Here is a 23,709-nt window from a genome sequence, read left to right on the forward strand (position 1 = left end):
CGATGTCGCCGGTAGACCCTGCCAGATACTGATCGACTGCCGATGGAATCACAGACTACATCCTCCATTTTTTGAAGCGTTCACCCCTGCTGCGCGATCTTGCCAGTATTGCTTTCGGTCGATGTCAAAAGCATTGCGGTCAACGGGGAAATCAGGATTCTTTTGATTTCCATACGGATGTAATGCTTCGCGACCTGCACCACTGGCAGCCCTATGCGTGCTGGTTGTTACTTCGAACAAGGGACCTGTGGATTGGGAACACATGCCCGTACTACCTGAATGCCAATCTTCAACTCATCATACAGACAACAAGGGCCGCTCACGCGGCCCCTGATGTTTCACTTCTCTTTTCGGGTGTTCTCATCAATCAGGCGCAAACTCACTGTGAAGGTCGACTGCGGCATCTTCATTAAGCTCCGCTCTGGCTCCGTCGTAACCTACAGCAGTAGTAATGAACCGATCAACATTCTCGTCAACGACCCTTGATCCGTCGATTACAGCAAAGAGGCCAAACAATGCAACGCGAACCGATTCCGCTATCACTTCATCGAGTAGCCGTTGTTCATCGCTAGGTAAACGAGCACGCCACTCCGAAACCTTGATCAGTAGATCACGAGGTCGCCGCCCCGGAGGGGCAGTAAAAGTTCTCACAAGATCATTTGCCGCCTGCTCCTGCACACGTATCCGGATCGCAGCAACGAATTCCTCTGTATTCGTGACCGAAGTCCCTTTTATGTGAATACTATTTCTTAAATGCCGTCGGGGACATTTCCCTGTTGAGCGCAATGAGTCGTTGCAAGCACTTGTTAGAAGCGCCGGTGTGTTGCCTCAATCTCTGATGTCACCAGCTAACAAATCTCTCGCCGATCCCATATACACGCCCTTATGAGTCGGAATTTGTTCATGCTCACCGGCAGGAACAGCGATGGCTGGACCAGTCTTTGGATCGTAGCCAACAACAACCTGGGCGGCTGGGTGTTTTTGCATAGCGTGATGAATATCTAGACCGTCGCCAGAAGCCGAACGCCACTTGAGATCGTCGTACGTACCAACATCGTACTTCGAGCACGGATCACAAGGACATCGAGCCGGTCCCAGTGGATCGACCCAGCCTGTCGGGCTCGGCGCGTACTGGAAGACGTTGAAGCCACCGGCCAAGCCAATCGGGTCCTTGCTGACAAACCTACCGGTGTCGGGATCATAGTACCTGTGCCGGTTATAGAACAGCCTCGCTTCTGGATCATGCTGCTGCCCCTTGAACCGTGCGGGTTAAGCGGCGTTAGTCCATTACATCAACTATTGAACCGTCAAAACCACCAAGCCGGAATACTTTCCTGTTTCCCTACGAGCCGATGTATTTGTATTTTAAATTTAGCTCGTCGTTCGTTCCACTCAATTCAACATGCAAAATAGGCTCCTCGGCGCTCCCATTCACCCAAAGCACACATTCGGCGCCCCATGATTGACCTCCGTCCATTTCGAAGAGGTCAATGTATGGCCTGGATCCTCTCTTGCCGGAGAACGCCAATTCGATCGGCGCCAGCCCAATACTGGGCTTCCCCCCGAAGTAATCGTCGAGGGACTCGCATATCTCGTCGAGAATCGGTTCGGTTACTCCAAACTTCGACTCTAGCGCCCTTTTGTCCATCGAGTTGATTGCGTCAAGGAATTCAGAGATCGCCTTATACGCTCGATCATTCAATGATGGGTTCATCTCAGCCTCATTCGTTTCGATGGAGTTGTCGTCCCAGACCCGGCGTTAGCGCCGATGCTGGAGAAATAGCCACGTGCGCGTAGGACGGTACATTTGGCCGCCTTGGAACTGAGTCCTGCTGCCTTCAGCGAATTGAAGGCTACTACGGTTTCGCTTCCTAAGGTGCCAGCAAGAGACGCATTGTCCTGCGTCCGATTCGCACGGTAGTGCGGTGTTCCACGAGTCGTACCGTCGGCATTTCGACCCTGTAGACTAATTGCCGGCGCATTGTTGTAGTCTTAGTTTGGCAGACCATTCACGGCGGCATCTTGGTAAATGTGATGGGAGTCTTGTTGCCCGCCGATCTTTCTCAGGTCGCCGTGCCTTCCGGTCACGACACCTTCGTCGGCGAGAATCTTCTCGCAATCGTCGGCGCAAGGGCATTTCGTGAGCCCTAGCGGGTCAATCCACTGCACCGGGTTCGGCGCATATTGATAGAGGTTGTCGCCGCCCGCGAGACCGATCGGGTCCTTTGACACGAAACGACCTGAGCTCGGATCGTAGTATCTGTGTCGGTTATAGTGCAGCCCCGTCTTTAACCATCAACCATGCTCATGAACACGTCGGTTTGGGTATTCGATAGAGTTTGGTTAACCCGCTGCTGAAGTTCCGCCAAAAAGTCTGGTCGTACAGCTAGCGTGTCATCGTAAATATCTTTCGAGTATCGCCTTACAAAGAGATCGCACCAAATGCGTAACGCCTCGGCAAATGCCTTCGTGTCGTTCGAAACAGGATTCGCTTGCCACGCTCCCGAACCATGACGAGCAAAGAGGATGACACAACCATCCGCTCCAACCCTTCCAATGATTGGATCACCGCTTATCTCTCCGAGGGCTACCCAGTCGTCCGGCCAGTTTGGTAAACGCCTCCCTGTCGAGTCAATACGGTACCCAATCTGTCCGTTTTCCAAGCTAGCTTTGTTTCCGAATAGGCGAAGCTCCTCAGCCGACCAAGGAATATGTAGGTCATTCGCTCTTAGTGCTGATAACCAAGTTGCGGTTTCGTTGTTCCATGGCAGTGTCAATATTTCGGACGTAGTCGTTTGTTGGGCAGAATCTTCATCAACACCGAGAATCTGGCGAATCTCACTAAAAATACTATCGACAGGTTGCATTTCTATTCTCTCGTTGATGCTGATTTGTCATTGCCGCACGATCAATCAATCGACCCGAAGTGGCGTTCTGATAGTTACCTCGGTGCCCTTGCAAACTATTCAAATGATCGCCACCGTTCGGCCCATTTGACAGGAAAACAATGTTGCGCGGGTCACCCGCCCATGCAGGGTTACTCTCAACGTTGTTTATGTGATGGCCTGTAAATCCAGTAACTTTCCCGGAACTTAGCAATTCGTCCATTTGTGCTGGCGTCCAGTCAACTGTCCCCGAACCCGTTGCCTTCACCAAATCCTGCTCCGCTTTCCAGGCTCGGTTGATGCCCGTCTGGCGTGTGCCCGCCATCGGTGTAAGGCCGTCCCTGATTTTATAACGGAGTAAGTTGCAAGGCGCTAACCCCAACGGATCGATCCACTGTACCGGATTCAGTGCGTACCGGAACAGATTCAGGCCACCTGCCAGTCCGATCGGGTCCTTGCTGATGAACCGGCCACTGCTCGGATCATAATACCGATGCCGGTTATAGGTGAGCCCCGTTTCCTCATCAACCTGCTGTCCCTGGAATCGCAACGGGTTCTTCGGTACGACGCCCGTCGCCTTCGACGCTCGCGCAATGACTTCCCGCGCTTCACCCCAAGCCTTAAACGACGCTTCCCATACGACGTCTCCGTCGTCATCCGTCAGCAACTGCGGCGTCCCGATCTGATCGCAATGGTAATAGAACAGCGCCGCGTCACCCCGCCGCTCCGGCGCCTTCTGCAGCGGATCATCCTCCGGCACGTAACGATCGGTACCCTTCCATTCGGGCGTAGCAATTCCTTCCACCGGCTCCGCCACATACTGCGCCAGCGGCACAAACGTTCCCGGCTCGTACAAATAGTGCGTGCCACGCTCGCCATCGCTCTCATACGCCAGCGCGTCACCATCCCATCCGAACACCGTCCGCTCGCCATTCACCTCCTTAGCGATCCGACGACCGAACGCGTCATAGAAATACCGTGACTGACTCTGCCGCGACGCCTCCGCAACCCGCGCCGACAACAAGCGATTGAATTCGTCCCACTCGTATTCCTGCTCCCCCGCCGGCGTACGCTTGCGCACCAGATTCCCGCGCGTGTCGTACTCGAAGTGCATCCCTGCATACGCCTTCAGCAGGTTACCCAGCACCTTCGGCACCTCGACCGGCAACGTGCTTTCCGGCCGCACCGGGCTCGGACGGGAGGCCGGTGCTTCGGTCGGCCGCACCGGATCGATGATGTTGCTCGCCGGGTCGAATGCAAACCGTTCCTTCGCGACCGGACTGATCGCCTCGATCAGTCGCCCGACCGGGTCATAGCGGTAATCGATCCCGCCCTTGCGGCTATCCTCGATTCGCGATAACTGCCCCGCCGCGTCATAGCGATACCGCCGCTCTGCGAGCGGCGCAGGCGACGTCGACCGCTGAATCGTCTGTTGCAGCACACGTCCTGCCGGATCGTAGTGCGTGCGCTGCCCGACCTTGCTCGACAGCACGCGTACTGTCTCGCGATGAAGGTCATCGCGCTCGAATTGCACACGCTCCTCGCCATCGAGCAGCATCCCGTGCACATATCCCGAGCCATACATCAGCCAGTCAACCGCATGGCCATCCGGCCGCACGGTACGTCGCCGGTTACCGAGCTCGTCGTATTCGTGATGCCACACATAGCTACGCCGGTCGCCGAACAAATCGTAGGCGTGATGTTCGCGCACGAGATTGCCGACCGGATCGAAGAAGAACTGCACGCGGCTGTACCGGTTCACCGCGTCAATCAGCCTGCCGCTCCGGTCGTACGCAAACCGTTCCTCGCTTTCCCCCGCGACACGCTTCATCAGGCGGCCATTTGCGTCGACGTCGATCGACGTCACGCAACCCGCTTCATCAACCGAAACAAGGCTGCCGCTGTCCGGGTCGTATTGATAACGCGTCGACTTGCCATCAAAACCGATTTCCTCGATCAACCGCCCCGCCGGATCGTGGTGGAACTGGTACGTTGCAAGGTTCGCATCGGTCAGCGCGGTCAAGCGGCCAAGACGGTCGTAGCGATACGTAATCGTCTGCCCGAGCGCATCCGCGCGGCTCGCAATACGACCCACTGCATCGTAGCCGTAGCGGGTCGATCGATTGAGTTGATCCGTATGCCGCAACAACCGGCCTTCTGCGTCGTATTGCACGTGCTCGACACCGGCCGGCGAACGCGTCTCCGTCAATTGGCCGTTCGGGCCATAACCGTAGGCAACCACGCCACCGGACGCGTCCTTTGTCTCGATCACGCGGCCGATATCGTCGTATTGCCACTCCGTCTTCTTTCCGGAGCAGTCCGTGTAGCTCGTCAATTGCCCGGCGGCATTGTATTCAAGTGCCTTCGAGCCGCCCTTCGCATCGGTGATCTGCGTAGGCAACCCTTTGTCGTTGTAGGCGTACTTCGTCGCATGCTCGAGCGGATCGATTTCCTCGACGAGGTTGCCGGCATCATCGTACTTGCGCTGCCAGACATGACCGTTCGGATCGACAAGCCGGATCATCTGATCCTTGTCGTCGTACGCCATCTCGACAATGCTGCCGTCCGCGCGCTCGTGCCATGTCCGGTTGCCACGCGCGTCATAACGCATCTGCTCGATGCTGCCGTCTTGCAGAATGTGCAGCGTCAGATTGTCGTGCTCGTCGCGCCGGAACCATTCCTCGCTTCCGTCCGGATAGGCGATTCGATAAACGTACCCCTTGATATTGAAGTAGTAGCGCGACATCTGACCGAGCGCATCGGTCACGTAGGTCAGCCGAATGTTCGGATGCCATGCAAGGCGGATATCGAGGCTGCCGTCGTCTGCGTACTCGCGCACGCATTTCGCGTTCGCGTTGTCTTCAGCGTCCGCGCCGTCCCATTCAAGCGTCATCCCGCGGCCGGTGCGATCGGTATAACGCGTCACGAGATGGCGGCGGTACTGATAGCTCCACGCGTTGCCGTACCGGTCGGTTGCGCGCACGAGATCGCCCGCTTCGTCATAGGCGTAACTCGCAAGCGTACGGCGCGCTCCGTCCTCGAGCACCTGCTCGATCATCACGACCCGGCCTTGCTTGTCGTGCTCGAACGACAGCACGTTGTTACTCGCATCGATCAAGCGTGCCACGCGGTCGAGCGCGTCGTAATCGAGCGTGATCGTATTGCCCGCACGGTCCTTCTGCATCGCCAGCCGGAACGCATTGCCGCGCCGTTCATACGCGTGAAGCTGGTCGTGACCGTATGCAATCGTGACCCATGTCTCGTCCAGCCGTGTCAGCGTCAGGTTCTCCGAGAGGTCGTCATACACCCCTCCGACTGCAAGCGCTCGATATTCGATGCTGCGCCCGCTGGCGTCGCGAAAGAACCATGTATCGCCTTCGACATCGATGCGCGTCGTATAGGGCGTGAGCCACCGCGCGCCAAGTTCCCCGTTGTCGTATGCGGAGAGGCGCGACCGATAAGTGCGCGCCCAGACGAGCGGCAGCGCGCCGGGCAGTTCAAAGTCCGCGTGAGTGAAAGTCTCGTCGCCGAAAGCAAAATCGATCGACCCGGTCGATGCACCAACCCCACAACCTTTACAAGGACTCTGGCCAGCACCTGCCGCATGCACCTGCTGTCCGGTCGCACCTGCTGGCTCCTGAGGACGCTCATGCTGCGCGCGCCCCTTGCCGCCGGGCGGCACGTCGGCAGTCTTTTCATGAAGCTTGCCGCGTGCGCGCACCCTTGCCACGGCCTCGATCACTTGCGCGATCAGCCACAGCATCTTGCCTTCTTCGCTGCCGTTCAGATCGCGGATCGCCTTCGCGACTTTCGGCGCCTCGGTCTTCAGGAACGCAACGATATCGCGGAACGGTTGCAGCCACGAATCCGGAGCAAGCTTCGCAGCCGTCCCGGCCGTCGCGTTTCCGGCTTCCTTCCCCAACGCGATCGAACCTTCGTACCCGTACTCGATCGCGTCAACCACCAGCATCGGGTTGTACCAGGAGCGCTTGTCCATCTTCTGAGCGATCTGCGCGGTACGCCGCACGTTCGCGCTACTGTCGAAAATTTGCCCTTTGAGGGCGAGCTCCAGTCCGGTCGCAATACCGACCATCAATTCCTGCGCCTTGTGCGCGCAGTCGTTCAGCAGTTCAACAAGAACGTCCTGCAGGGTCTTCAGGAAGTTTTCGATTTCGGTCGCGGCAGCGGCGTTGACGTGCGTTATAAGCACCGAAATGAGCGCTGCCCCGAGATTGCCTCGCGAAATCAGCAATTGATTGCGCACGAGCGCCAGAAGCGGGCGCGCCGACAGGCGAAACGATGCCAGCGGCGGCGGAACCGGAATGACCCCGATCAGGTTGATTGCAAGCCCAAGGTAGTCGAGCAGATTGGCGTGGCGCTTCTCGACGATCATCACGATGTCGCAAACCGCGTCGTAAAACGCCATCAGGTTACCGATGATCGGCACCGCGCTCGCGAACGTTTTCAGATCCTCGAACGAAACGTGATTGCCGCTGATCTTGAGCAACCACTTATTGAAACGATCGCCCCCCGCCGCCACATCTTTCGGCGAAATATCGCTGAGCCAGGAAACGGCCTGTTCCTTCTCGGCGCCCGGTGGAAGTTGTTGTGCCATGTCGTTCTTGGTTCAAGTCGCGATTTGTTGTTCCAGACGGCTGATGCGCCGCTCTCTCAGGATTTCAGCGGTCCACCGAATCCGCTCGTCGGCAGCTTCATGCCGGTTGCCCCCGCAGCGGATGCCACCGTCGTAGCGCCCTTGCCGGCGACGCCGGGCAGCGCCCCCTGCAGCATCCCGGATGCCGCGTTCGCGGCCGGTGCAGCCAGTGCGGCAAGGCCACCCTGCCGTGCAGCCTGCACCATCCCGGCGACCTGCTTCGCAGCGCTGCCGAGGCTCGACGCCGTCTGTAACGCGGACACTGCGCCTGCGCCACCTAATGCACCCGCCGCAGCCGGCAACGCGGAGCTCGCCAGTCCGCCCAGCGCAGCACCGGCCCCACCTCCGCTCGCAAGTCCCATCGCAGCCGTCGCAGCCGCAGGCGCCATTCCCTTCAACTGGCTCGCAAGCTGCTCCGACGCAGCGGCCTGCGCCGCCTGCGACGGCGGCTCAACGGACTCGACTGGCCACTGCACCTGCTTGAAATAATTCGCCGGCTGATCCGACTCGCGCGGGTCCTTCCCGAACTCGACACGTACCGCACCTGGCGGCAGCCCGCTCACGACCGTATAGCCGCTGTTGTCGAGCGCCCCCTTCTTCAGTACCGAACCGTTCACGTCTTTCACCGTGAACAGCCCGCCCTTCACCGCCTCGCCGTTCACGTACTTGTGAAACAGCTCCAGTTGCCCCGGCTGATCCGGCCGTGGGCTCGGCAACGGATACCCCATGCTCGCCGGCCCCGCGAACGTATGCGATGCACCCTTCACATCGACCGCACCCGGCGTATGAATCTCGATGTTCCCGCCTTGAATGCGGATGTACCCGCCGCCGCTCGTCAGCAGAATCCCCTGGTCGGCCGCGATCTCGATCTGCCCCGTCGCCGACACCACCTTCACCGCCTTCTGCGCGGTCACCTCGATGTTGTCCGACTGCGCCTGGATCTCGACCTTGCCCTTGCCGGCAAACAGCTTCATCCCCGCGTTCTGCACGAACAGGCTCAGCTTCTGCCCGATGCTCCCGATCAGCGATTTGCCCGCGGCCACGTGCACGCTCTGCCCGCTCGCCACGTTCACGTGATCGTTCGCTACCACGTGCACCGACTGCTGCGTCGACATCCCGATCCCCGACGGGCTGCCGAACAGCATCACCGGCTCCTTGAACGCGTTCGCGTTACCCGTGCCGCCACCCGCCGTGCGCCCGCCCGACGCGCTGCCCGACTTGCTCTCCTGCGTCGCGTCCGTAAACGCACGCATCGTGTCCTGCGCGTCCTTCAGGCTTTCCGCCTGATGCTGCTCGCTCACGCCCGACATCGCCTCGACCAGGCTCTCGCCCGTCACGAGCTGCTGCTGCGCTTCCTTCACGTCGAGCGGCTGGCTGTTCGCCGCCTTCGGGTGCGTCGTCACGTACAGGCCCTGGCTCGCGCGCACCGCGCCGTACGCGTCCGAGCGCAGGTCGAACCCGCTGCCCAGATACGACCCGCGCGAATTCGCGCTGTGGTCGATGATGTAGCCCAGATGCAGCAGGCTGTTCGCACTGCTGCTCATCAGCTGCACGCGGTTCTGCCCGGTCGCGTCGTCCATCACGAGCTGGTTGTAGCCGCCGCCCGAATACTCCTTCGACCGGTAGCCGGACAGGATCCCGTCGCTATGCCATTGCGGCTGGTTCGCGCCGTTGTACACGCGCCCGACGGCCAGCGGCCGGTCGCAGTCGCCGCCGACGTAGTCGATCAGCACTTCCTCGCCGATGCGCGGCACGTGCACGCCGCCGTAGCCGCCGCCTGTATCCGATTGCACGACGCGCACCCAGCACGATGCGTTCTCATCGCCCGGATTCATCCGGTCCCATACGAACTGCACGCGGATCCGGTTCAGTGAGTCGGTATAGACCTCCTCGCCCTGTGGCCCGACGACGATCGCCGTCTCGAGATGCATCTCCGGTTTTTTATGCTCGAACGGGCTGCGGTACGGCACGCTCACACGCTGCGCTTCGACCTCGACGAGATAGAAGCCGGTCGATCCGTCATCGTGCGGCACGCGAAACGCGGGACTGGCACCATAGCCTTCCTGTGCGCCTGCCAATGCCTCGCGCAGGCTGTACGGAAAATCCGCGCGGTCGCTCGCAACGGGCAGGTTGTTCTCGATCCACCACGCGACCTCGATCGCGGCGAATTCGCGCTGATCGGCGGAATCGCGATCGTGCTCGGGATGCCCGGTCAGCGTGAAACGCCGGCCCGCATCGATCGCGCGCACGCCGCCTGCGGCATGGAAGCGCTTCGCCTGCGACTCCCACTCCTCCATCTTGACCTTCGTCAGATGGTCGCCGCGTGTCTGGTCCAGATACGTATAAGCGCCCGTGTACTCGTACACCTCGAGCTGGTCCGGCAGTTCACCCTGGCCGGCCATCGTCGGCAGCGACGTGCCTTTCGGATTCGACGGTTGCGCAGGATTCTTGTAGTCGAACGTGCGCGTCGAACGCGTGACGCTCTGCAGCGTGCGCGAGCCCGACCATTGCGTAAACGCGTCGGCCCCGCTTGCCGCACCACCGCGATAGAAGCTCACCGTCTCCGGTGACAGCGGCGCAAACGCCTGCAGGTTGTCGGTGATCACGAGCGTGTGCGACTTGCCGTCGTCGGCCTGCTGCCACGCGCAGTAGAGCCCCTCGTCCTCCATCAGGCGATGCACGAAATGCCAGTCGGTGTCGTGCTGACGCGTGTAAGAGCGATTCGGCAGCGGCTTCGACAGCGCGAAGCGGAAATGGCCCTTGGCCTGCGGGTGCTGGTTCAGCACGTCGCTGATGATCTGGTCGACGGTCGTGTCGTTCCAGAGCCGCTGATCGCGACGGAACTTCAGGAAATGGGTGAAATCGGCGAATGTGAGCTGATAGGTCGTGAGCCCACCGTCGGCGCCCAGCCGGCGCGCGGTATGCACGTATCCGTTGATCGGCCGATAGCTGCGGTTGCCTTGCTCGATCCACAGCGTGACAGGCTGCGCGATCAGTTTTTTAAGTTCCAGATCGCCTTCAGTCGACAGCACGTCGAGCGTAAACTCGTACGCGCGCCCGATGCGCGAGCGGCCGACTGCCCGCTGCACGGTCAGGACGTTGCCCCCCAAGGGCGTATCGATCTTCAACAACCGGTCCTGCTGAAGCAACCCGCCGCGCAATGCGGCAACAGTGTTCTGCATGTTCATGGCTACGGCCTTTTTTCTTTTGACGCGCCCTCGGATGGCGCGAGCACTGAACTTCGCTCGCGCGATTTTACAGAGAAATTACGTCAGTCCCTGAAAACCCACCGGAACTGCAGACGCGTCATCCGTTCCGCCCGTACGCCGCCTGCACCCACGCCGGCCAGCCCGTGCACCCGTCGTGCCCCCCTGAAATCGATTGCAATCAGGGCCAATTCGACTTCCGGCGCGGCGCGGTTGCGAGTAGTGTCTACGTGCCCGTATTCCGGCCTTACCCGGGTCCGACCGATACCCGGCGCTCACCACACGACACTGAACCCTGGAGATCTACGATGAAACGTTCGAAGTTCCTGCTGTCGGGCCTGCTGCTCGCGTCGGCCCTCGGCTTCACGGCCGTCGCCGCACACGCCGACGACCTGCTCGATTCGGTGAAGAAAGCCGGCGTGCTGCGCGTCGGCCTCGAAGGCACCTATCCGCCGTTCAACTCGCGTGGCACGTCCGGCCAGCTCGAGGGTTTCGACGTCGACGTCGCGAACGCGGTCGCCGGCAAGCTCGGCGTGAAGACGCAGTTCGTCCCGACCGAATGGAGCGGCATCATCGCCGGCCTCCAGGCCAGCAAGTTCGACGTGATCGTCAACCAGGTCACGATCACGCCGCAGCGCAAGGAAGCGCTCGACTTCAGCGAGCCGTACACGTACTCGGCCGCGCAACTGATCCAGCGCAAGGACGACACGCGCAACTTCAAGTCGCTCGACGACTTCAAGGGCAAGAAGCTCGGCGTGACGCTCGGCACCAACTACGACCAGATGGCACGCGCCGTGCCGGGCATCGAGGTGCAGACGTATCCGGGCGCGCCGGAAAAGCTGCGCGACCTTGCCGCGGGCCGGATCGAGGCAACGCTCGACGATCGCCTGATGCTGCCGTACATGATCAAGACGTCGAACCTGCCGCTGCGCGCGGGTGCGATCGTGAACGGCGGCAAGCAGGAAATGGCGATCCCGTTCCGCAAGGGCAATCCGAAGTTCGAGAAAGCGATCAACGACGCGCTCGATTCGCTGCACAAGGACGGCACGTTGAAAAAGATCTCGATGCACTGGTTCGGCGCCGACGTGACGGTGCCGGTCGCGCAATAAGTCGCACGGTGTTCAACGCGTCACGCCGTTCATCTGGATGAACGCGTGACGCCTTCCCCTCAAGCCGCTTCGTCGAAGCGCGCCAGCAGCAGCTGGCCGATCGGTGTCAGCGCCGGACGCGCAGCCACGGCGTTCATGCGCGCCTGCGTATCGTCGACCAGCCGCTTCTCGACCAGCACGGCAAAGGCCGGATTCGATTGATCGACGCTGTCCGGCGCACGCGCAATGCGCAACAGCATCGAGAATTCATGCGGACTCAGCATGGTCCTTGTCTCCTGATCGTCCGCGATCCGGTTCGAACCGGCGTCGATCGTATTTTTGAATGAAATGGCGCGATGCATGACCGTCGCGCCGCCGGGAGCGAGATCCCGGCAGGCCTGCCTGCGACGCGGGCACGTCGTCGCGAGCGGGTTGCGCACGTCGCGGATCCGGCGATGCCGCCACGACGGGAACGTGCAACGTTATGGGCACACCATGACGTGACCGTGACAGGAAAACGGGGCGCAAGACAGCGAGCGTCGCATGCCGTTTCGATTCGATGTCGATCCAGTTGACGAAGACGGGCCGCATCACATGCGTGACCGCCGGTTACTTGCTCGCCGGCCGTGTCGCGCCCTTCATCGCGGATCGGCCGAATACGGGAACCCGCCACGCGCCGATCCGCTCGCATGGCGCATGCAGCGCACGACCACGTTCACCGCGCGCCCGAGCGTCATCCCGATGAGCACGCCCCATACCGCGAACGACAGCACCACGAAGCCGCTCGTCGCCGCCCACGGCACTTGCACGGCGACCGCGTAATGGATGCAGGTTTCGGCGACGAACGTCAGCATCAGCGTGACCAGCAGGCTCGCGTCGCCGGGCAGGCGCACGCGCAGGCCCGAGGCGGCCGGGCGGTACTCGAGCCGCCACCGGCTCGCGTGCAGCCAGCCCAGCGCCGCACCGCCCACGACGGCCGCCAGCGCAGTCGCGTTCGCTTCGATACCGGCATGCGGAAAGAGTCCGTTCAGGCTGGCGATGCCGAGCATCCCGAACGCGATTGGCGAGATCAGCGGACGGGCCGCCGGCACCTCGCGCGGAAAACAGCGCTTGATGCCGACATAGAGCAGCACGCAGAACATGACGTACACGTAAGACTTCAGGTGAAGGAGAGTGGACATGGTCGGAGTCGCCTGATCGGAGTGGACACGGCAACACCGTACTGCCCGATCCGGACGGGCGGCGTAGCTTGCGACGGGTGGCGGGAATTCGCGGACGAGTTGCGCCTCGCGGCGATGATCGTTTGGCGAATCGGGACGGTTGATGCGCGATCGCCTCGCGCAGCCGGCAACGTCTGAACCCGTCGGCGCTTCGCGCTCGACGCGCGACCGGCAACGCCCCGTGTCCTTCCGCAGCGCCTTCCACTACACTCGTGACGGAAACCGGCCAACCGTCGGCAGTCGAAGTGGTTCGTCGAAGCCAAGCGCCGTTCGTCGCAACGCACGCGCGATCGGCCCATCCGGCAGTAAGGTCAAGCCATCGGCGCATCGCGCGCCCACCCTTACCCGACACCATGCGAGCCACGTCCGACCCGTCGCCGATTCCGCAGCCACCCGCCAGCGCCCCGCCCCGGCTGTTGCGCGATCCAGCCATGCTGCTCGCGTTCACGTGCTTCAACTCGGTCGTCGGCCTCGGTTTCTGGGCCCTCCATGTCAACGAACCGCTGTTGCCCTACCTCGTCGTCGCCAACGCGATCGGTTTCTGCGCACTGCTGTTCAGCCATGCCGCCGACCGGCTGCTGCCGCGCAAGCCCGGGCTCGCGCTGAAGGCCGTCGTGATCGCACCGGTCAGCGTACTCATCGGCTTCGAGATCTCGGCAGCGATCGTCCGCGGGAACGTGCCACACGTGTTCGGGCGCGCCCGCCTCGGAACGTGGGACAACTACGGGCCGTCGTTTCTCATCTCGGCAATCCTGTTCGTGTGCGTATCGCTGTTCCTGCAGTCCATGCGCATGCGTGCAACGCTCGAGACCGAACGCCGCGAAGCCGCCGAAGCGCGCCAGGCCGAGACGGCCGCGCGCCTGGCGCTGCTGCAGGCGCAGATCGAGCCGCACTTCCTGTTCAATACCCTCGCGAACGTGCAAAGTCTGATCGAGCGTGATCCGGCCCGCGCGTCGACGATGCTCGACAGCCTGAACCGCTACCTGCGTGCGAGCCTGCGGCGCACGCGCGATGCGACGTCGACGCTCGGCGAGGAACTCGAACTCGTCGAAGCATTGCTGAAGATCGCATCGATCCGGCTCGGCGAGCGGCTTTCTTATACGATCGACGTGCCGGCGGATTTGCACGCGTTGCCGTTCTCGCCGCTGCTGCTGCAGCCGCTTGTCGAGAATGCACTGCTGCACGGGATCGAGCCGTCCATCGACGGCGGCGTGATCGTGATTCGCGGCAGGATGCGGGGCGACAGGCTCGAACTCAACGTGATCGATACGGGTGCCGGCCTCGGCAAAAGCGACACGCGCCTGCACGGCGGCGTCGGGCTCGCCAACGTCGCCGCGCGCATCCGGACGCTGCATGGCGAGCGCGGCCGTGTCACCGTCGAAACGAACGTCGCCGCCGCACATGGCGTCACCGCCACCCTGCTGATTCCGATCGACTGACATGCCGACTGCCCTCATCGCCGACGACGAGCCGAATCTGTCCGCCTCGCTTGCGCAGCGGCTGGGGCAGCTCTGGCCCGAACTGGAGATCGCCGCGATGCCGCGTAACGGCGTCGAGACACTGGCCGCACTGAATGCGTCGCCACGCCCGGACATCGCGTTTCTCGACATCCGGATGCCCGGCATCGACGGGTTGAAGCTCGCTGCGCTGGTGCCGGACGTGCATGTCGTGTTCGTCACGGCGTACGACGAATATGCGGTCGACGCGTTCGATCGCGCGGCGGTCGATTACTTGCTGAAGCCGGTGACGGACGAACGACTGTTGCGCTGTATTGCGAAGCTTCAGCGCGGCGGACCGTCTGTCGCGCATGCCGAAGCGTTGACGCAGGCGGCGCAAGCGCGAGATGCCGCACCGATCCGCTGGCTGACCGTGGGCGTGAAGGATGCAACGCGGCTCGTCTCGGTCGACGACGTGCTGTATTTCCAGGCGTCGGAGAAATACACGGAAATCGTCACGGCCGGTGAACGGCTCGTGATTCGCACGCCGTTGAAGGAACTGATGCAACGGCTCGATCCGGAGCGGTTCACGCAGGTGCATCGCGGCGTGATCGTTGCGTACGCAGCGATCGATCGTGTCGAGCGTGACTTGCTCGGCAGATTGCGGATTCGCGTGCATGGGCAGCGGGAAATGCTGCCGGTCAGTCGTGCGTATGCGGGATTGTTCAGGCAGATGTGAGCGGATCGGCCTGCGGCACCGGCAACGCGATTACGCGCCGACAGGCAGTGGATGGCGTGTTGGCAGTCTACCTGGCTGAAATGCGCCGCTGCGTTCAGATTCGTCGACGATGCTTCGCGCCGCGTGATCTTTCATTGGTTCGACAGATCGATGTCGAAAAGACGGACTCCGTGTCGCGGCACGGGGACAAACGACAACCCGTCGGCCGGGAAAGTGAACGCTGAAATGACGAAGGGCCGGGAGGAAAACCTCCCGGCCCTTCGAATTTGGTGCCGGCTGCAGGACTCGAACCCGCCACCTGATGATTACAAATCAACTGCTCTACCAGATGAGCTAAGCCGGCGTAGCGCGAGATTCTACCTCATTTCACGATCTTGAGGCGAGGTCTGTTGCCACCTTTCGAACCGTCGCCATCGCCGTCGGTTTTCGGCGGTTCGTCGGCGCCTTCGGAGGGTTCCTCGTTCGCGCCACGGTCGGCAACCGGCGTCAACGCGGCAGGCGACTCGTCGCGCTGCGCCTCATCCGCTTGCGCAGCTTCTTCGTCGAACGCACCCGAATCCGCGCCTTCGCCCGCGACCGCATCGACCTGGAACGCCATGCCCTGCCCGTTCTCGCGCGCGTAGATCGCGAGCACGTTCGCCACCGGAATCTCGATCTTGTGCGCCTTCCCGGAGAACCGGGCCGTGAACTCGATCCACTCGTTGCCCATCTGCAACTGGCTCGTCGCCTCGAAGCTGATGTTGAGCACGATCTCGCCGTCACGCACGAACTGACGCGGCACGCGCGTCGAGTTGTCGACCCTCACCGCGATATGCGGCGTGTAACCGTTATCGGTGCACCACTCGTACAACGCGCGCAGCAGATAAGGCTTCGTTGAAATCTCTTGCATCACAATCCTCGAACCCGGAGCGGGCGCGCGGCACGCCGCGCCGCCCTCCCCGTCTTGCCTTCATTGCATCATCAACGACGCATGACCTTTTCGGACGGCGTCAGTGCTTCGATGTAGGCCGGACGGCTGAAGATCCGTTCGGCGTACTTCATCAGCGGCGCGGCGTTCTTCGACAGCTCGATGCCGTAGTGATCCAGGCGCCACAGCAGCGGAGCGATCGCGACGTCGAGCATCGAGAACTCTTCGCCGAGCATGTACTTGTTCTTCACGAAGATCGGCGCGAGCTGCGTCAGGCGATCGCGGATCGCGAGGCGTGCCTTCTCGTGATTCTTTTCCGCTGCCTTGCCCTTCTCGTTCTCGAGCGTGCTGACGTGGACGAACAGTTCCTTCTCGAAGTTGAGCAGGAACAGGCGTGCACGTGCGCGTTGCACCGGGTCGGCCGGCATCAGCTGCGGATGCGGGAAGCGCTCGTCGATGTACTCGTTGATGATGTTCGATTCGTACAGGATCAGGTCGCGCTCGACCAGGATCGGCACCTGACCGTACGGGTTCATCACCGAAATGTCTTCCGGCTTGTTGAACAGGTCGACGTCACGGATTTCGAAGTCCATGCCCTTCTCGAACAGCACCAGCCGGCAACGCTGGGAGAACGGGCAAGTTGTGCCGGAATACAGAACCATCATATTTGCGTTTCCTCAAAAAAGCCGAGGGCCGGCACGCGGCGGCACCCCTTTCACGGGTTCCGTCTTGCGCCGGCCCCACGCCGTCAGGCGTGTTTACTTGATATCTTTCCAGTACGCGGCATTGAGCCGCCAGGCCAGGAAAGTCAGGACACCGAGAAAGATCAGCACCCACACGCCGAGGCGTTTGCGGGTCTGCTGGGCCGGCTCGGACATCCATGTCATATAGGCCACCAGGTCGGCAACCGCAGCATCATAGTCGGGCGACGAGAGCGTGCCCGGCGTGACCTGCTGGAAGCCGACGAGCGTGTGGACCTTCTCGCCCGTCTCCTCGTCCGTCTTGTCTTCGAATTTGGCAATGCGCTGCCCCTGCAGCTGCCACAACACATGGGGCATGCCGACGTTCTCGAACACCGCGTTGTTCCAGCCGGTCGGCCGCGTATCGTCGCGGTAGAAACTCCGCAGATACGTATACAGCCAGTCGCGGCCGCGCGCGCGCTCCTCGACCGACAGGTCGGGCGGCGTGGTGCCGAGCCAGTTCTTCGCGTCTTCGGGCCGCATCGCGACGGACATCGTGCTCCCGACCTTGTCGGTCGTGAACAGGAGATTCGCTTCGATCTCCTTCTGGGATATGCCCAGATCCGTCAGACGGTTGTAGCGCATCAGGTTCGCGCTGTGGCAGTTCAGGCAATAGTTTACAAACAATTGCGCGCCGTGCTGAAGCGAAACGAGATTTTCCGTGTTATCGGGCGCCCGGTCGAGCGGAAAATTACCTTCCGCCCGCACGGCCGGCGCCGCCAGCAGCGCACACGCGGTCACCCCGATCAGTGCGAGTGTCGAAAGCAGTTTCTTCATGTCGTTCTCTCCTCGCTCACGTTAATGGGGCTTGAAGCGCACCCGCTCCGGCGGCTGCTTGAACGTGCCAAGCGGCGTCCAGACGGGCATGCCGAGGAAGAACGCGAAGTAGATCAGCGCGCAACACTGCGCGATCAGCGTGGCCGCCGGCGATGGCGGCCGCGTGCCGAGGAACGCGAGGGTCAGGAACGCGGCGACGAAGATCCCGAGGAACACCTTGTGGAACAGCGGCCGGTAGCGGATCGACTTCACCGGGCTGCGGTCGAGCCACGGCAGGAAGAACAGCGTGATCACCGCCGAACCCATCACGACGACGCCCCAGAACTTCGACTCCGTCAGGTACATGAACACGACGATCGCCGCGGCCAGCACCGGCAGCCCGGCCTTCCACTTGCCGCGCGCACGGATCAGCGCAAGCACGCCGAGCAGCGCGATCACGATCATCAGCACGATCTTGAACGGGTCGGTGGTCGCGCGCAGCATCGCATAGAACGCGGTGAAGTACCAGACCGGCGCGATCTCGGGCGGCGTCTGCAGCGGGTTCGCCGGGACGAAGTTGTTCGCCTCGAGGAAGTAGCCGCCCATCTCCGGCGAGAAGAACACGATCAGCGCGAAGATCATCAGGAACACGCACACGCCGAGGAAATCGTGCACCGAGTAGTACGGATGGAACGGGATGCCGTCGAGCGGGATGCCGTTCTCGTCCTTCTTCGCCTTGATCTCGATGCCGTCCGGGTTATTTGACCCCACTTCATGCAGCGCAACGAGGTGCGCGACCACGAGGCCGACCAGCACGAGCGGAATCGCGATCACGTGGAACGCGAAGAAGCGGTTCAGCGTGACGTCGGACACGACGTAGTCGCCGCGAATCCACAGCGACAGGTCCGGGCCGACGAACGGGATCGCCGAGAACAGGTTCACGATCACCTGCGCGCCCCAGAACGACATCTGGCCCCACGGCAGCAGGTAGCCGAAGAATGCCTCGGCCATCAGGCACAGGAAGATCGCGCAGCCGAAGATCCACACGAGCTCGCGCGGCTTGCGGTACGACCCGTACAGCAGCCCGCGGAACATGTGCAGGTAGACGACCACGAAGAACATCGATGCACCGGTCGAGTGCATGTAGCGGATCAGCCAGCCCCACGGCACCTCGCGCATGATGTACTCGACCGACGCAAACGCGAGCGTCGAGTCGGGCTTGTAGTTCATCGTCAGGAAGATGCCCGTGACGATCTGGTTGACGAGCACCAGCAGCGCGAGGGAGCCGAAGAAGTACCAGAAGTTGAAGTTCTTCGGCGCGTAGTACTCGGAAACGTGCTTCTTCCAGGTGGACGTGAGCGGGAAGCGCTGGTCGATCCAGCCGGTGAGACCTGTCGTGGAGACTTCCTTGTTGTCGGCCATCACGCTTCTCCTTTCTCGTCCTTGCCGATCACGAGGGTAGTTGCCGACGTGAACATGTAGGGCGGGATGTCGAGATTCTGAGGCGCCGGTTTGTTCTTGAACACACGGCCGGCGAGGTCGTAGGTCGAACCGTGACACGGGCAAAGGAAACCGCCCGGCCAGTCATCCGGCAGGTTCGGCTGCGGACCCGGCGTGAAGCGTTGGCTTGGCGTGCAGCCGAGGTGCGTACAGACGGCCATCACGACGAGAATGTTCTTGCGATCGGCCCGCGAGCGATATTCGTTCGCGCAATACGCGGGCAACGGCATCGTATAGGGCTTTTCGGTGGCCGGATCGGCCACTTCCTTGTCGGCCTTGACCACGTCGGCCAGCATCGAATCGGTGCGATTCAGGATCCAGACGGGCTTGCCGCGCCACGGCACGGTGACCATTTCACCGGGCTTCAGCCCGCTGATATCGACCTCGACCGGCGCACCGGCCGCTTTCGCTTTCGCGGACGGCGCCAGCGACGCCGCGAAAGGTATAACGGTGGCTACGCCTCCCACGCCACCTGCTACGGATGTCGCAATCAGCCAGGTACGGCGGCCGCTGTCGACGCGTTTCTCTTCCTTGTCTCGCATCACACGCCCCACTTCTGAGTTGGATTTTCCGTCACGACTTTTCATTCCGCCGCTAGTTTGCTCGAATGGAGTCGCCATTTACAAGGCCCGGAGATGAAAATCCCTTCGAAGTGATTGATAGTCAAGGGTTTTCCCCCACTATCGGAGCGATTAAATCATTTCACTTTTAAGCATCTGCTACATTGAGAAATTTCGATGCGCCGCCGCAAATCCGGGGTTCAGACCGGATTATGAATATCGATAAAAAGGTGTTCGATATCGAATTCCTCGGACAAGTGGGCGCCAAGTGCCTGGATTCCGTAACGTTCGGTCGCATGGTGCCCTGCCGCAACAAACGCGACGCCGCTCTCGGCCGCCGTGTGCGTCACGTATTCGGAAATCTCGCCGGTCAGGTACACGTCCGCGCCGGCGTCGATCGCCGCGTCGAAATAGCTCTGCGCGGCGCCCGTGCACCACGCGATGCGGCGCAGCTGCATTTCCGGATCGCCGAGCACGAGCGGCGTACGGCCCAGCGTGCGCTCGACCTTCGCGACGAAATGCTCGAGCGTGACCGGCATCGGCAGCGTCGCCATCCAGCCGAGGTCGCCTTCGCCGAAACGCTGCTCGCCGATCAGCCCGAGCTTGTTGCCGAGCTGCGCGTTGTTGCCGAATTCGGGATGCGCGTCGAGCGGCAGGTGGAACGCGAACAGGTTCAGGTCGTTCCTGAGCAGCAGCTTCAGGCGCTGGTACTTGCGGCCCGTGATCTGCGGCGCCTCGTTGCGCCAGAAATAGCCGTGATGGACGAGCACGGCATCCGCCCCCCATTCGAGCGCGGCTTCGAGGAACGCAACCGACGCGGTGACGCCGGTGGCGATCTTCTCGACCTTGCGGCGCCCCTCGACCTGGAGGCCGTTCGGGCAATAGTCCTTGAAGCGCGCGGTTTCAAGGGTATTGTTCAAGTACAATTCAAGTTCGATCCGATCCATATAAACCTCTAATCCATTCAGATGCTTAGACGCTTCTGGCTGTTCTTCGCGCAAGCGGTTACCGTGCTGCTCGCGCTGATGTTCATCGTCGTGACGCTCAAGCCGCAATGGCTGCAACGGCAAGGACAGCTCGGCAAGCAGCTCGCCACGCCGATCGTTGCGCTGCGGGAAGTCGCGCCGGGCATCGGCGGCGCACCGGCGACCACGTCGTACGCCGAAGCCGCGCAGAAGGCGATGCCGGCCGTCGTCAACGTGTTCTCCAGCAAGGACGGCTCGCTGCCGCCCGACCCCCGCGCGAAAGATCCGCTGTTCCGCTACTTCTTCGGCGACCGCAACGCCCGCAAGCAGCAGGACGAACCGGCAGCCAACCTCGGCTCGGGCGTTATCGTGAGCCCTGAAGGTTACATTCTAACGAACCAGCACGTCGTGGACGGCGCCGACCAGATCGAAGTCGCGCTCGCCGACGGCCGCACGGCCACCGCGAAGGTGATCGGCAGCGATCCCGAAACCGATCTCGCCGTACTGAAGATCAACATGACGAGCCTGCCGACGATCACGCTCGGCCGCTCCGACCAGTCGCGCGTCGGCGACGTCGTGCTCGCGATCGGCAACCCGTTCGGCGTCGGCCAGACGGTCACGATGGGGATCATCAGCGCGCTCGGCCGCAATCACCTCGGCATCAACACGTTCGAGAACTTCATCCAGACCGACGCGCCGATCAACCCCGGCAACTCGGGCGGCGCACTGGTCGACGTGAACGGCAACCTGCTCGGCATCAACACGGCGATCTATTCGCGCTCGGGCGGCTCGCTCGGCATCGGCTTCGCGATACCCGTCTCGACCGCGCGCACGGTGCTCGAAAGCATCATCACGACGGGCTCGGTCACGCGCGGCTGGATCGGTGTCGAACCGCAGGACGTCACGCCGGAGATCGCCGAATCGTTCGGGCTTCAGCAGAAATCGGGCGCGATCGTCGCCGGCGTGCTGCAGGGCGGCCCGGCCGACAAGGCCGGCATCAAGCCGGGCGATATCCTCGTGCGTGTGAACGGCGAGGACATCACCGACACGACGAAGCTGCTGAACACCGTCGCGCAGATCAAGCCCGGCACGTCGACCAAGGTGCACGTCGTGCGCAAGGGCAAGGAGCTGGACGTGAACGTCGTGATCGGCAAGCGCCCGCCGCCGCCGAAGCAGGCGCTCGACGAGCAGGACAGCGATACCGAGTGAGGTTTCGACGAGCGGGGGCGGCGCAATACCGCGCGCCGCGCCGTCGATGGAAATGAACAAGGGCAGCCGGTTGGCTGCCCTTTTGCTTTGCGTCGATCTATCCGTCTTGCCGGGAAGGTGGCCGCGCTACACGCTTGCCGGACGGCTGCGCCACCGCGCAGCCCAGGCCGGGGCCGGAAGGCCAGCGCGTCACCCTGCGCGCCGCCGTCAACTCGTGGCTTCGCCGTTCCCCGTCTCGCCCTCTTCGGCAGGCTTCTTCGGCACGAAGAACCGCGCGGCCAGCAACCCGATCTCGAACAGCACGATGAGCGGCAACGCGAGCATCAGTTGAGAGAACACGTCCGGCGGCGTGACGACCGCCGCGACGACGAACGCGCCGACAATCACGTACGGCCGCATCTCCTTGAGCTTCTTCAGCGAAAGCACGCCCATCCGGACGAGCAGCACGACGACGATCGGCACCTCGAACGTGACCCCGAACGCGATGAACATCCCGAGCACGAAGCTCAGGTAGTTGTCGATGTCGGTCGTCATCTCGGCCCCGAGCGGCGCATTGTAGTGCGCCATCACGCGGAAGATCGTCGGGAACACGAGGAAGTACGCGAATGCCATCCCGCACAGGAACAGCACATAGCTGCTGCCGACGAGCGGCGTGACGAGCCTCTTCTCGTGCTGGTACAGCCCCGGCGCGACGAACGCCCAGATCTGGTACAGCACGACCGGCAGCGCGATCACGAGCGCGACGAGCATCGTGACCTTCATCGGCACGAAGAACGAGCCGGTGACGTCGGTGACGATCATCTTGCCGTCCTTCGGCAGGTTCTCCATCAGCGGCCGCGCGAGCAGCCGGAAGATGTCGGGCGCCCAGTAGACGAGCCCGAGGAACACGACGATCACGGCCAGGCCCGCGCGAATGATGCGATCGCGAAGCTCGACGAGATGGGAAATGAAGGTTTCTTCCGGGGCGTCGCCCGGGTTCTGCTGGGGGTCGCTCACGCCGGCCCTCGGTAGGATTGACGAGCGAGCATGCGCTCGGCTCAGAAGAAGCGCGTCGGCCGGCGCAGGCTGGCCGGCTGGTGGCGCGCGACACGCGCGGCGCCCGACTGCACGTGCGTGCGGCGGGTGGTCGCGCGCTTGTACCAGACAGGCGTCGCCGCCTGCTTCACGCGCCAGTTGCGGCGCTTCGGCGCAAGCGCGGCCGAACTGCCGCGCCACGACGGCGCCGCGGGCGCATCGGAACCGTAGGAACCGGCGTTACCGGAAGCCTCGTCGAGACCGCCGACCGCGGAATGCCACGTGTCGTTCAGGTCCTTCTCGTGCTCGCGAAGGTTGTCGTGAATCGTCGTCTCGACATTGCGCGCGGCCGATTCGAAATCGGTCTTCATCGTCCGCAACGCGTCGAGTTCGATTTCACGCGAGACCTCGGCCTTCACGTCGTTGATGTACCGCTGCGCACGGCCGAACAGCGCGCCTGCCGTACGCGCGACGCGCGGCAGGCGCTCGGGGCCGAGCACCACGAGCGCGACGACGCCGATCAGCGCCATCTTGGAAAGACCGAGATCCAGCATCGCGAATGCCTGTCAGCGTGCCGGCGTTACGCCTTGTTCGAATCGGAACGCGTCGTTTCCTTCGCGTTGACGTCGACCGAGCCCGTGCGCGGCAACTGCTGCGCATCGGCCGGCGTTTCGCCTTCCTTCATGCCGTCCTTGAAACCCTTCACGGCGCTGCCGAGATCGTTGCCGATGTTGCGCAACTTCTTCGTACCGAAAACCAGCGCGACGATCAGCAGCACGATCAGCCAGTGCCAAATGCTCAATCCACCCATGATGAAACTCTCCTCAACC

At 62.1% G+C, this 23,709-nt stretch carries 20 protein-coding genes, 1 tRNA gene and 2 pseudogenes; 4 read left to right on the top strand and 19 right to left on the bottom strand.

Translation table 11 applies throughout. The annotated features are described in order from the left end of the window. Positions 1–48: 48 nt before the first annotated feature. The 7 genes and pseudogenes from U5809_RS34670 to tssI form a co-directional block, all read right to left on the bottom strand. The gene (locus U5809_RS34670; RefSeq protein WP_415877955.1) at positions 49–264 is read right to left on the bottom strand and encodes an HNH/ENDO VII family nuclease; all 216 of its coding nucleotides are present in this window, start codon (positions 262–264) and stop codon (positions 49–51) included. An 824-nt stretch (positions 265–1,088) separates the two neighbouring features. Beyond that, positions 1,089–1,263: pseudogene (locus tag U5809_RS34675) on the bottom strand (RHS repeat-associated core domain-containing protein); the annotation flags it as partial. A 79-nt stretch (positions 1,264–1,342) separates the two neighbouring features. Then, positions 1,343–1,714, bottom strand: a complete 372-nt coding sequence (locus U5809_RS21325) for a hypothetical protein (protein WP_322088037.1) — start codon at positions 1,712–1,714, stop codon at positions 1,343–1,345. A 416-nt stretch (positions 1,715–2,130) separates the two neighbouring features. Beyond that, positions 2,131–2,289, bottom strand: a pseudogene (locus tag U5809_RS34680) (RHS repeat-associated core domain-containing protein); the annotation flags it as partial. Further along, complete coding sequence (locus U5809_RS21335; RefSeq protein ID WP_322088039.1) at positions 2,289–2,867, bottom strand: hypothetical protein; 579 nt, start codon at positions 2,865–2,867, stop codon at positions 2,289–2,291. The pseudogene U5809_RS34680 and the gene U5809_RS21335, both read right to left, overlap by 1 nt. Further along, positions 2,851–7,500 (bottom strand): RHS repeat-associated core domain-containing protein, encoded by a 4,650-nt coding sequence (locus tag U5809_RS21340; RefSeq protein ID WP_322088041.1) that lies wholly within the window; start codon positions 7,498–7,500, stop codon positions 2,851–2,853. The genes U5809_RS21335 and U5809_RS21340 overlap by 17 nt, the downstream gene beginning before the upstream one ends. A gap of 56 nt (positions 7,501–7,556) precedes the next feature. Beyond that, positions 7,557–10,727: a type VI secretion system Vgr family protein gene (gene tssI, locus U5809_RS21345; protein WP_322088042.1), complete on the bottom strand. Its 3,171-nt coding sequence runs from the start codon at positions 10,725–10,727 to the stop codon at positions 7,557–7,559. A gap of 326 nt (positions 10,728–11,053) precedes the next feature. Here tssI and U5809_RS21350 point away from each other — a divergent pair, with 326 nt between their 5' ends. After that, positions 11,054–11,854, top strand: a complete 801-nt coding sequence (locus U5809_RS21350; protein ID WP_282506506.1) for a transporter substrate-binding domain-containing protein — start codon at positions 11,054–11,056, stop codon at positions 11,852–11,854. A 59-nt stretch (positions 11,855–11,913) separates the two neighbouring features. On the opposite strand, the gene U5809_RS21355 is transcribed toward U5809_RS21350, so the two are convergent. Both U5809_RS21355 and U5809_RS21360 read right to left on the bottom strand, forming a co-directional pair. Beyond that, positions 11,914–12,117, bottom strand: a complete 204-nt coding sequence (locus U5809_RS21355; RefSeq protein ID WP_282507472.1) for a hypothetical protein — start codon at positions 12,115–12,117, stop codon at positions 11,914–11,916. A gap of 354 nt (positions 12,118–12,471) precedes the next feature. Next, entirely contained in the window at positions 12,472–13,014 is a 543-nt protein-coding gene (locus U5809_RS21360) for a DUF6622 family protein (protein ID WP_322088043.1), read from the bottom strand. Between the two features lie 455 nt (positions 13,015–13,469). Between U5809_RS21360 and U5809_RS21365 the strand changes: the two genes are divergently transcribed. Together U5809_RS21365 and U5809_RS21370 are read left to right on the top strand one after the other, a co-directional pair. Beyond that, positions 13,470–14,492: a sensor histidine kinase gene (locus U5809_RS21365; RefSeq protein ID WP_415877957.1), complete on the top strand. Its 1,023-nt coding sequence runs from the start codon at positions 13,470–13,472 to the stop codon at positions 14,490–14,492. A 1-nt stretch (position 14,493) separates the two neighbouring features. Then, a complete protein-coding gene (locus U5809_RS21370; RefSeq protein ID WP_322088045.1) occupies positions 14,494–15,228 on the top strand; it encodes a LytTR family DNA-binding domain-containing protein in 735 nt (244 codons plus the stop codon). Positions 15,229–15,495: 267 nt separating this feature from the next. On the opposite strand, the gene U5809_RS21375 is transcribed toward U5809_RS21370, so the two are convergent. The 7 genes from U5809_RS21375 to U5809_RS21405 form a co-directional block, all read right to left on the bottom strand. Further along, positions 15,496–15,571, bottom strand: a tRNA-Thr gene (locus tag U5809_RS21375). Positions 15,572–15,589: 18 nt separating this feature from the next. Next, positions 15,590–16,117 carry a ClpXP protease specificity-enhancing factor gene (locus U5809_RS21380; RefSeq protein ID WP_282506500.1) on the bottom strand — a complete coding sequence of 176 codons (528 nt, stop codon included), beginning with the start codon at positions 16,115–16,117 and terminating at the stop codon, positions 15,590–15,592. 71 nt (positions 16,118–16,188) lie between these two features. After that, positions 16,189–16,800, bottom strand: a complete 612-nt coding sequence (locus U5809_RS21385; RefSeq protein ID WP_006400565.1) for a glutathione S-transferase N-terminal domain-containing protein — start codon at positions 16,798–16,800, stop codon at positions 16,189–16,191. A 93-nt stretch (positions 16,801–16,893) separates the two neighbouring features. Further along, positions 16,894–17,652, bottom strand: a complete 759-nt coding sequence (locus U5809_RS21390; RefSeq protein ID WP_176051077.1) for a cytochrome c1 — start codon at positions 17,650–17,652, stop codon at positions 16,894–16,896. Between the two features lie 21 nt (positions 17,653–17,673). Next, positions 17,674–19,056 (bottom strand): cytochrome b, encoded by a 1,383-nt coding sequence (locus U5809_RS21395; RefSeq protein WP_176051078.1) that lies wholly within the window; start codon positions 19,054–19,056, stop codon positions 17,674–17,676. Beyond that, positions 19,053–19,673: a ubiquinol-cytochrome c reductase iron-sulfur subunit gene (petA, locus tag U5809_RS21400; protein ID WP_322088088.1), complete on the bottom strand. Its 621-nt coding sequence runs from the start codon at positions 19,671–19,673 to the stop codon at positions 19,053–19,055. Before petA ends, U5809_RS21395 begins: the two co-directional genes overlap by 4 nt. 218 nt (positions 19,674–19,891) lie before the next feature. Continuing rightward, positions 19,892–20,638 (bottom strand): Nif3-like dinuclear metal center hexameric protein, encoded by a 747-nt coding sequence (locus tag U5809_RS21405; protein WP_322088046.1) that lies wholly within the window; start codon positions 20,636–20,638, stop codon positions 19,892–19,894. A gap of 21 nt (positions 20,639–20,659) precedes the next feature. On the opposite strand from U5809_RS21405, the gene U5809_RS21410 reads away from it, so the two are divergent. Next, positions 20,660–21,865 (top strand): Do family serine endopeptidase, encoded by a 1,206-nt coding sequence (locus U5809_RS21410; protein ID WP_322088047.1) that lies wholly within the window; start codon positions 20,660–20,662, stop codon positions 21,863–21,865. Positions 21,866–22,072: 207 nt separating this feature from the next. On the opposite strand, the gene tatC is transcribed toward U5809_RS21410, so the two are convergent. The 3 genes from tatC to tatA are packed head-to-tail and all read right to left on the bottom strand — an operon-like array spanning position 22,073 to position 23,690. Beyond that, positions 22,073–22,861 (bottom strand): twin-arginine translocase subunit TatC, encoded by a 789-nt coding sequence (gene tatC, locus U5809_RS21415; RefSeq protein WP_282506492.1) that lies wholly within the window; start codon positions 22,859–22,861, stop codon positions 22,073–22,075. 41 nt (positions 22,862–22,902) lie between these two features. Beyond that, positions 22,903–23,433 (bottom strand): Sec-independent protein translocase protein TatB, encoded by a 531-nt coding sequence (tatB, locus tag U5809_RS21420; RefSeq protein WP_282506491.1) that lies wholly within the window; start codon positions 23,431–23,433, stop codon positions 22,903–22,905. A gap of 26 nt (positions 23,434–23,459) precedes the next feature. Beyond that, a complete protein-coding gene (tatA, locus tag U5809_RS21425) occupies positions 23,460–23,690 on the bottom strand; it encodes a Sec-independent protein translocase subunit TatA (RefSeq protein ID WP_059232563.1) in 231 nt (76 codons plus the stop codon). Positions 23,691–23,709 lie beyond the last annotated feature (19 nt).

The sequence above is a fragment of the Burkholderia sp. BCC1999 genome (genome assembly GCF_905339975.1).
GTDB lineage: Bacteria > Pseudomonadota > Gammaproteobacteria > Burkholderiales > Burkholderiaceae > Burkholderia.

What these genes read in the sequence shown, in the direction of transcription:
- U5809_RS21385 (WP_006400565.1), bottom strand. Translation starts at nt 16,800, where the DNA reads ATGATGGTTCTGTATTCCGGCACAACTTGCCCGTTCTCCCAGCGTTGC.
- tatB (WP_282506491.1), bottom strand. Translation starts at nt 23,433, where the DNA reads ATGCTGGATCTCGGTCTTTCCAAGATGGCGCTGATCGGCGTCGTCGCG.
- U5809_RS21410 (WP_322088047.1), top strand. Translation starts at nt 20,660, where the DNA reads ATGCTTAGACGCTTCTGGCTGTTCTTCGCGCAAGCGGTTACCGTGCTG.
- U5809_RS21370 (WP_322088045.1), top strand. Translation starts at nt 14,494, where the DNA reads ATGCCGACTGCCCTCATCGCCGACGACGAGCCGAATCTGTCCGCCTCG.
- U5809_RS21340 (WP_322088041.1), bottom strand. Translation starts at nt 7,500, where the DNA reads ATGGCACAACAACTTCCACCGGGCGCCGAGAAGGAACAGGCCGTTTCC.
- U5809_RS21405 (WP_322088046.1), bottom strand. Translation starts at nt 20,638, where the DNA reads ATGGATCGGATCGAACTTGAATTGTACTTGAACAATACCCTTGAAACC.
- U5809_RS21360 (WP_322088043.1), bottom strand. Translation starts at nt 13,014, where the DNA reads ATGTCCACTCTCCTTCACCTGAAGTCTTACGTGTACGTCATGTTCTGC.
- tatA (WP_059232563.1), bottom strand. Translation starts at nt 23,690, where the DNA reads ATGGGTGGATTGAGCATTTGGCACTGGCTGATCGTGCTGCTGATCGTC.
- U5809_RS21355 (WP_282507472.1), bottom strand. Translation starts at nt 12,117, where the DNA reads ATGCTGAGTCCGCATGAATTCTCGATGCTGTTGCGCATTGCGCGTGCG.
- U5809_RS21350 (WP_282506506.1), top strand. Translation starts at nt 11,054, where the DNA reads ATGAAACGTTCGAAGTTCCTGCTGTCGGGCCTGCTGCTCGCGTCGGCC.
- U5809_RS21380 (WP_282506500.1), bottom strand. Translation starts at nt 16,117, where the DNA reads ATGCAAGAGATTTCAACGAAGCCTTATCTGCTGCGCGCGTTGTACGAG.
- petA (WP_322088088.1), bottom strand. Translation starts at nt 19,673, where the DNA reads ATGCGAGACAAGGAAGAGAAACGCGTCGACAGCGGCCGCCGTACCTGG.
- U5809_RS34670 (WP_415877955.1), bottom strand. Translation starts at nt 264, where the DNA reads ATGTGTTCCCAATCCACAGGTCCCTTGTTCGAAGTAACAACCAGCACG.
- U5809_RS21325 (WP_322088037.1), bottom strand. Translation starts at nt 1,714, where the DNA reads ATGAACCCATCATTGAATGATCGAGCGTATAAGGCGATCTCTGAATTC.
- U5809_RS21390 (WP_176051077.1), bottom strand. Translation starts at nt 17,652, where the DNA reads ATGAAGAAACTGCTTTCGACACTCGCACTGATCGGGGTGACCGCGTGT.
- U5809_RS21335 (WP_322088039.1), bottom strand. Translation starts at nt 2,867, where the DNA reads ATGCAACCTGTCGATAGTATTTTTAGTGAGATTCGCCAGATTCTCGGT.
- tssI (WP_322088042.1), bottom strand. Translation starts at nt 10,727, where the DNA reads ATGAACATGCAGAACACTGTTGCCGCATTGCGCGGCGGGTTGCTTCAG.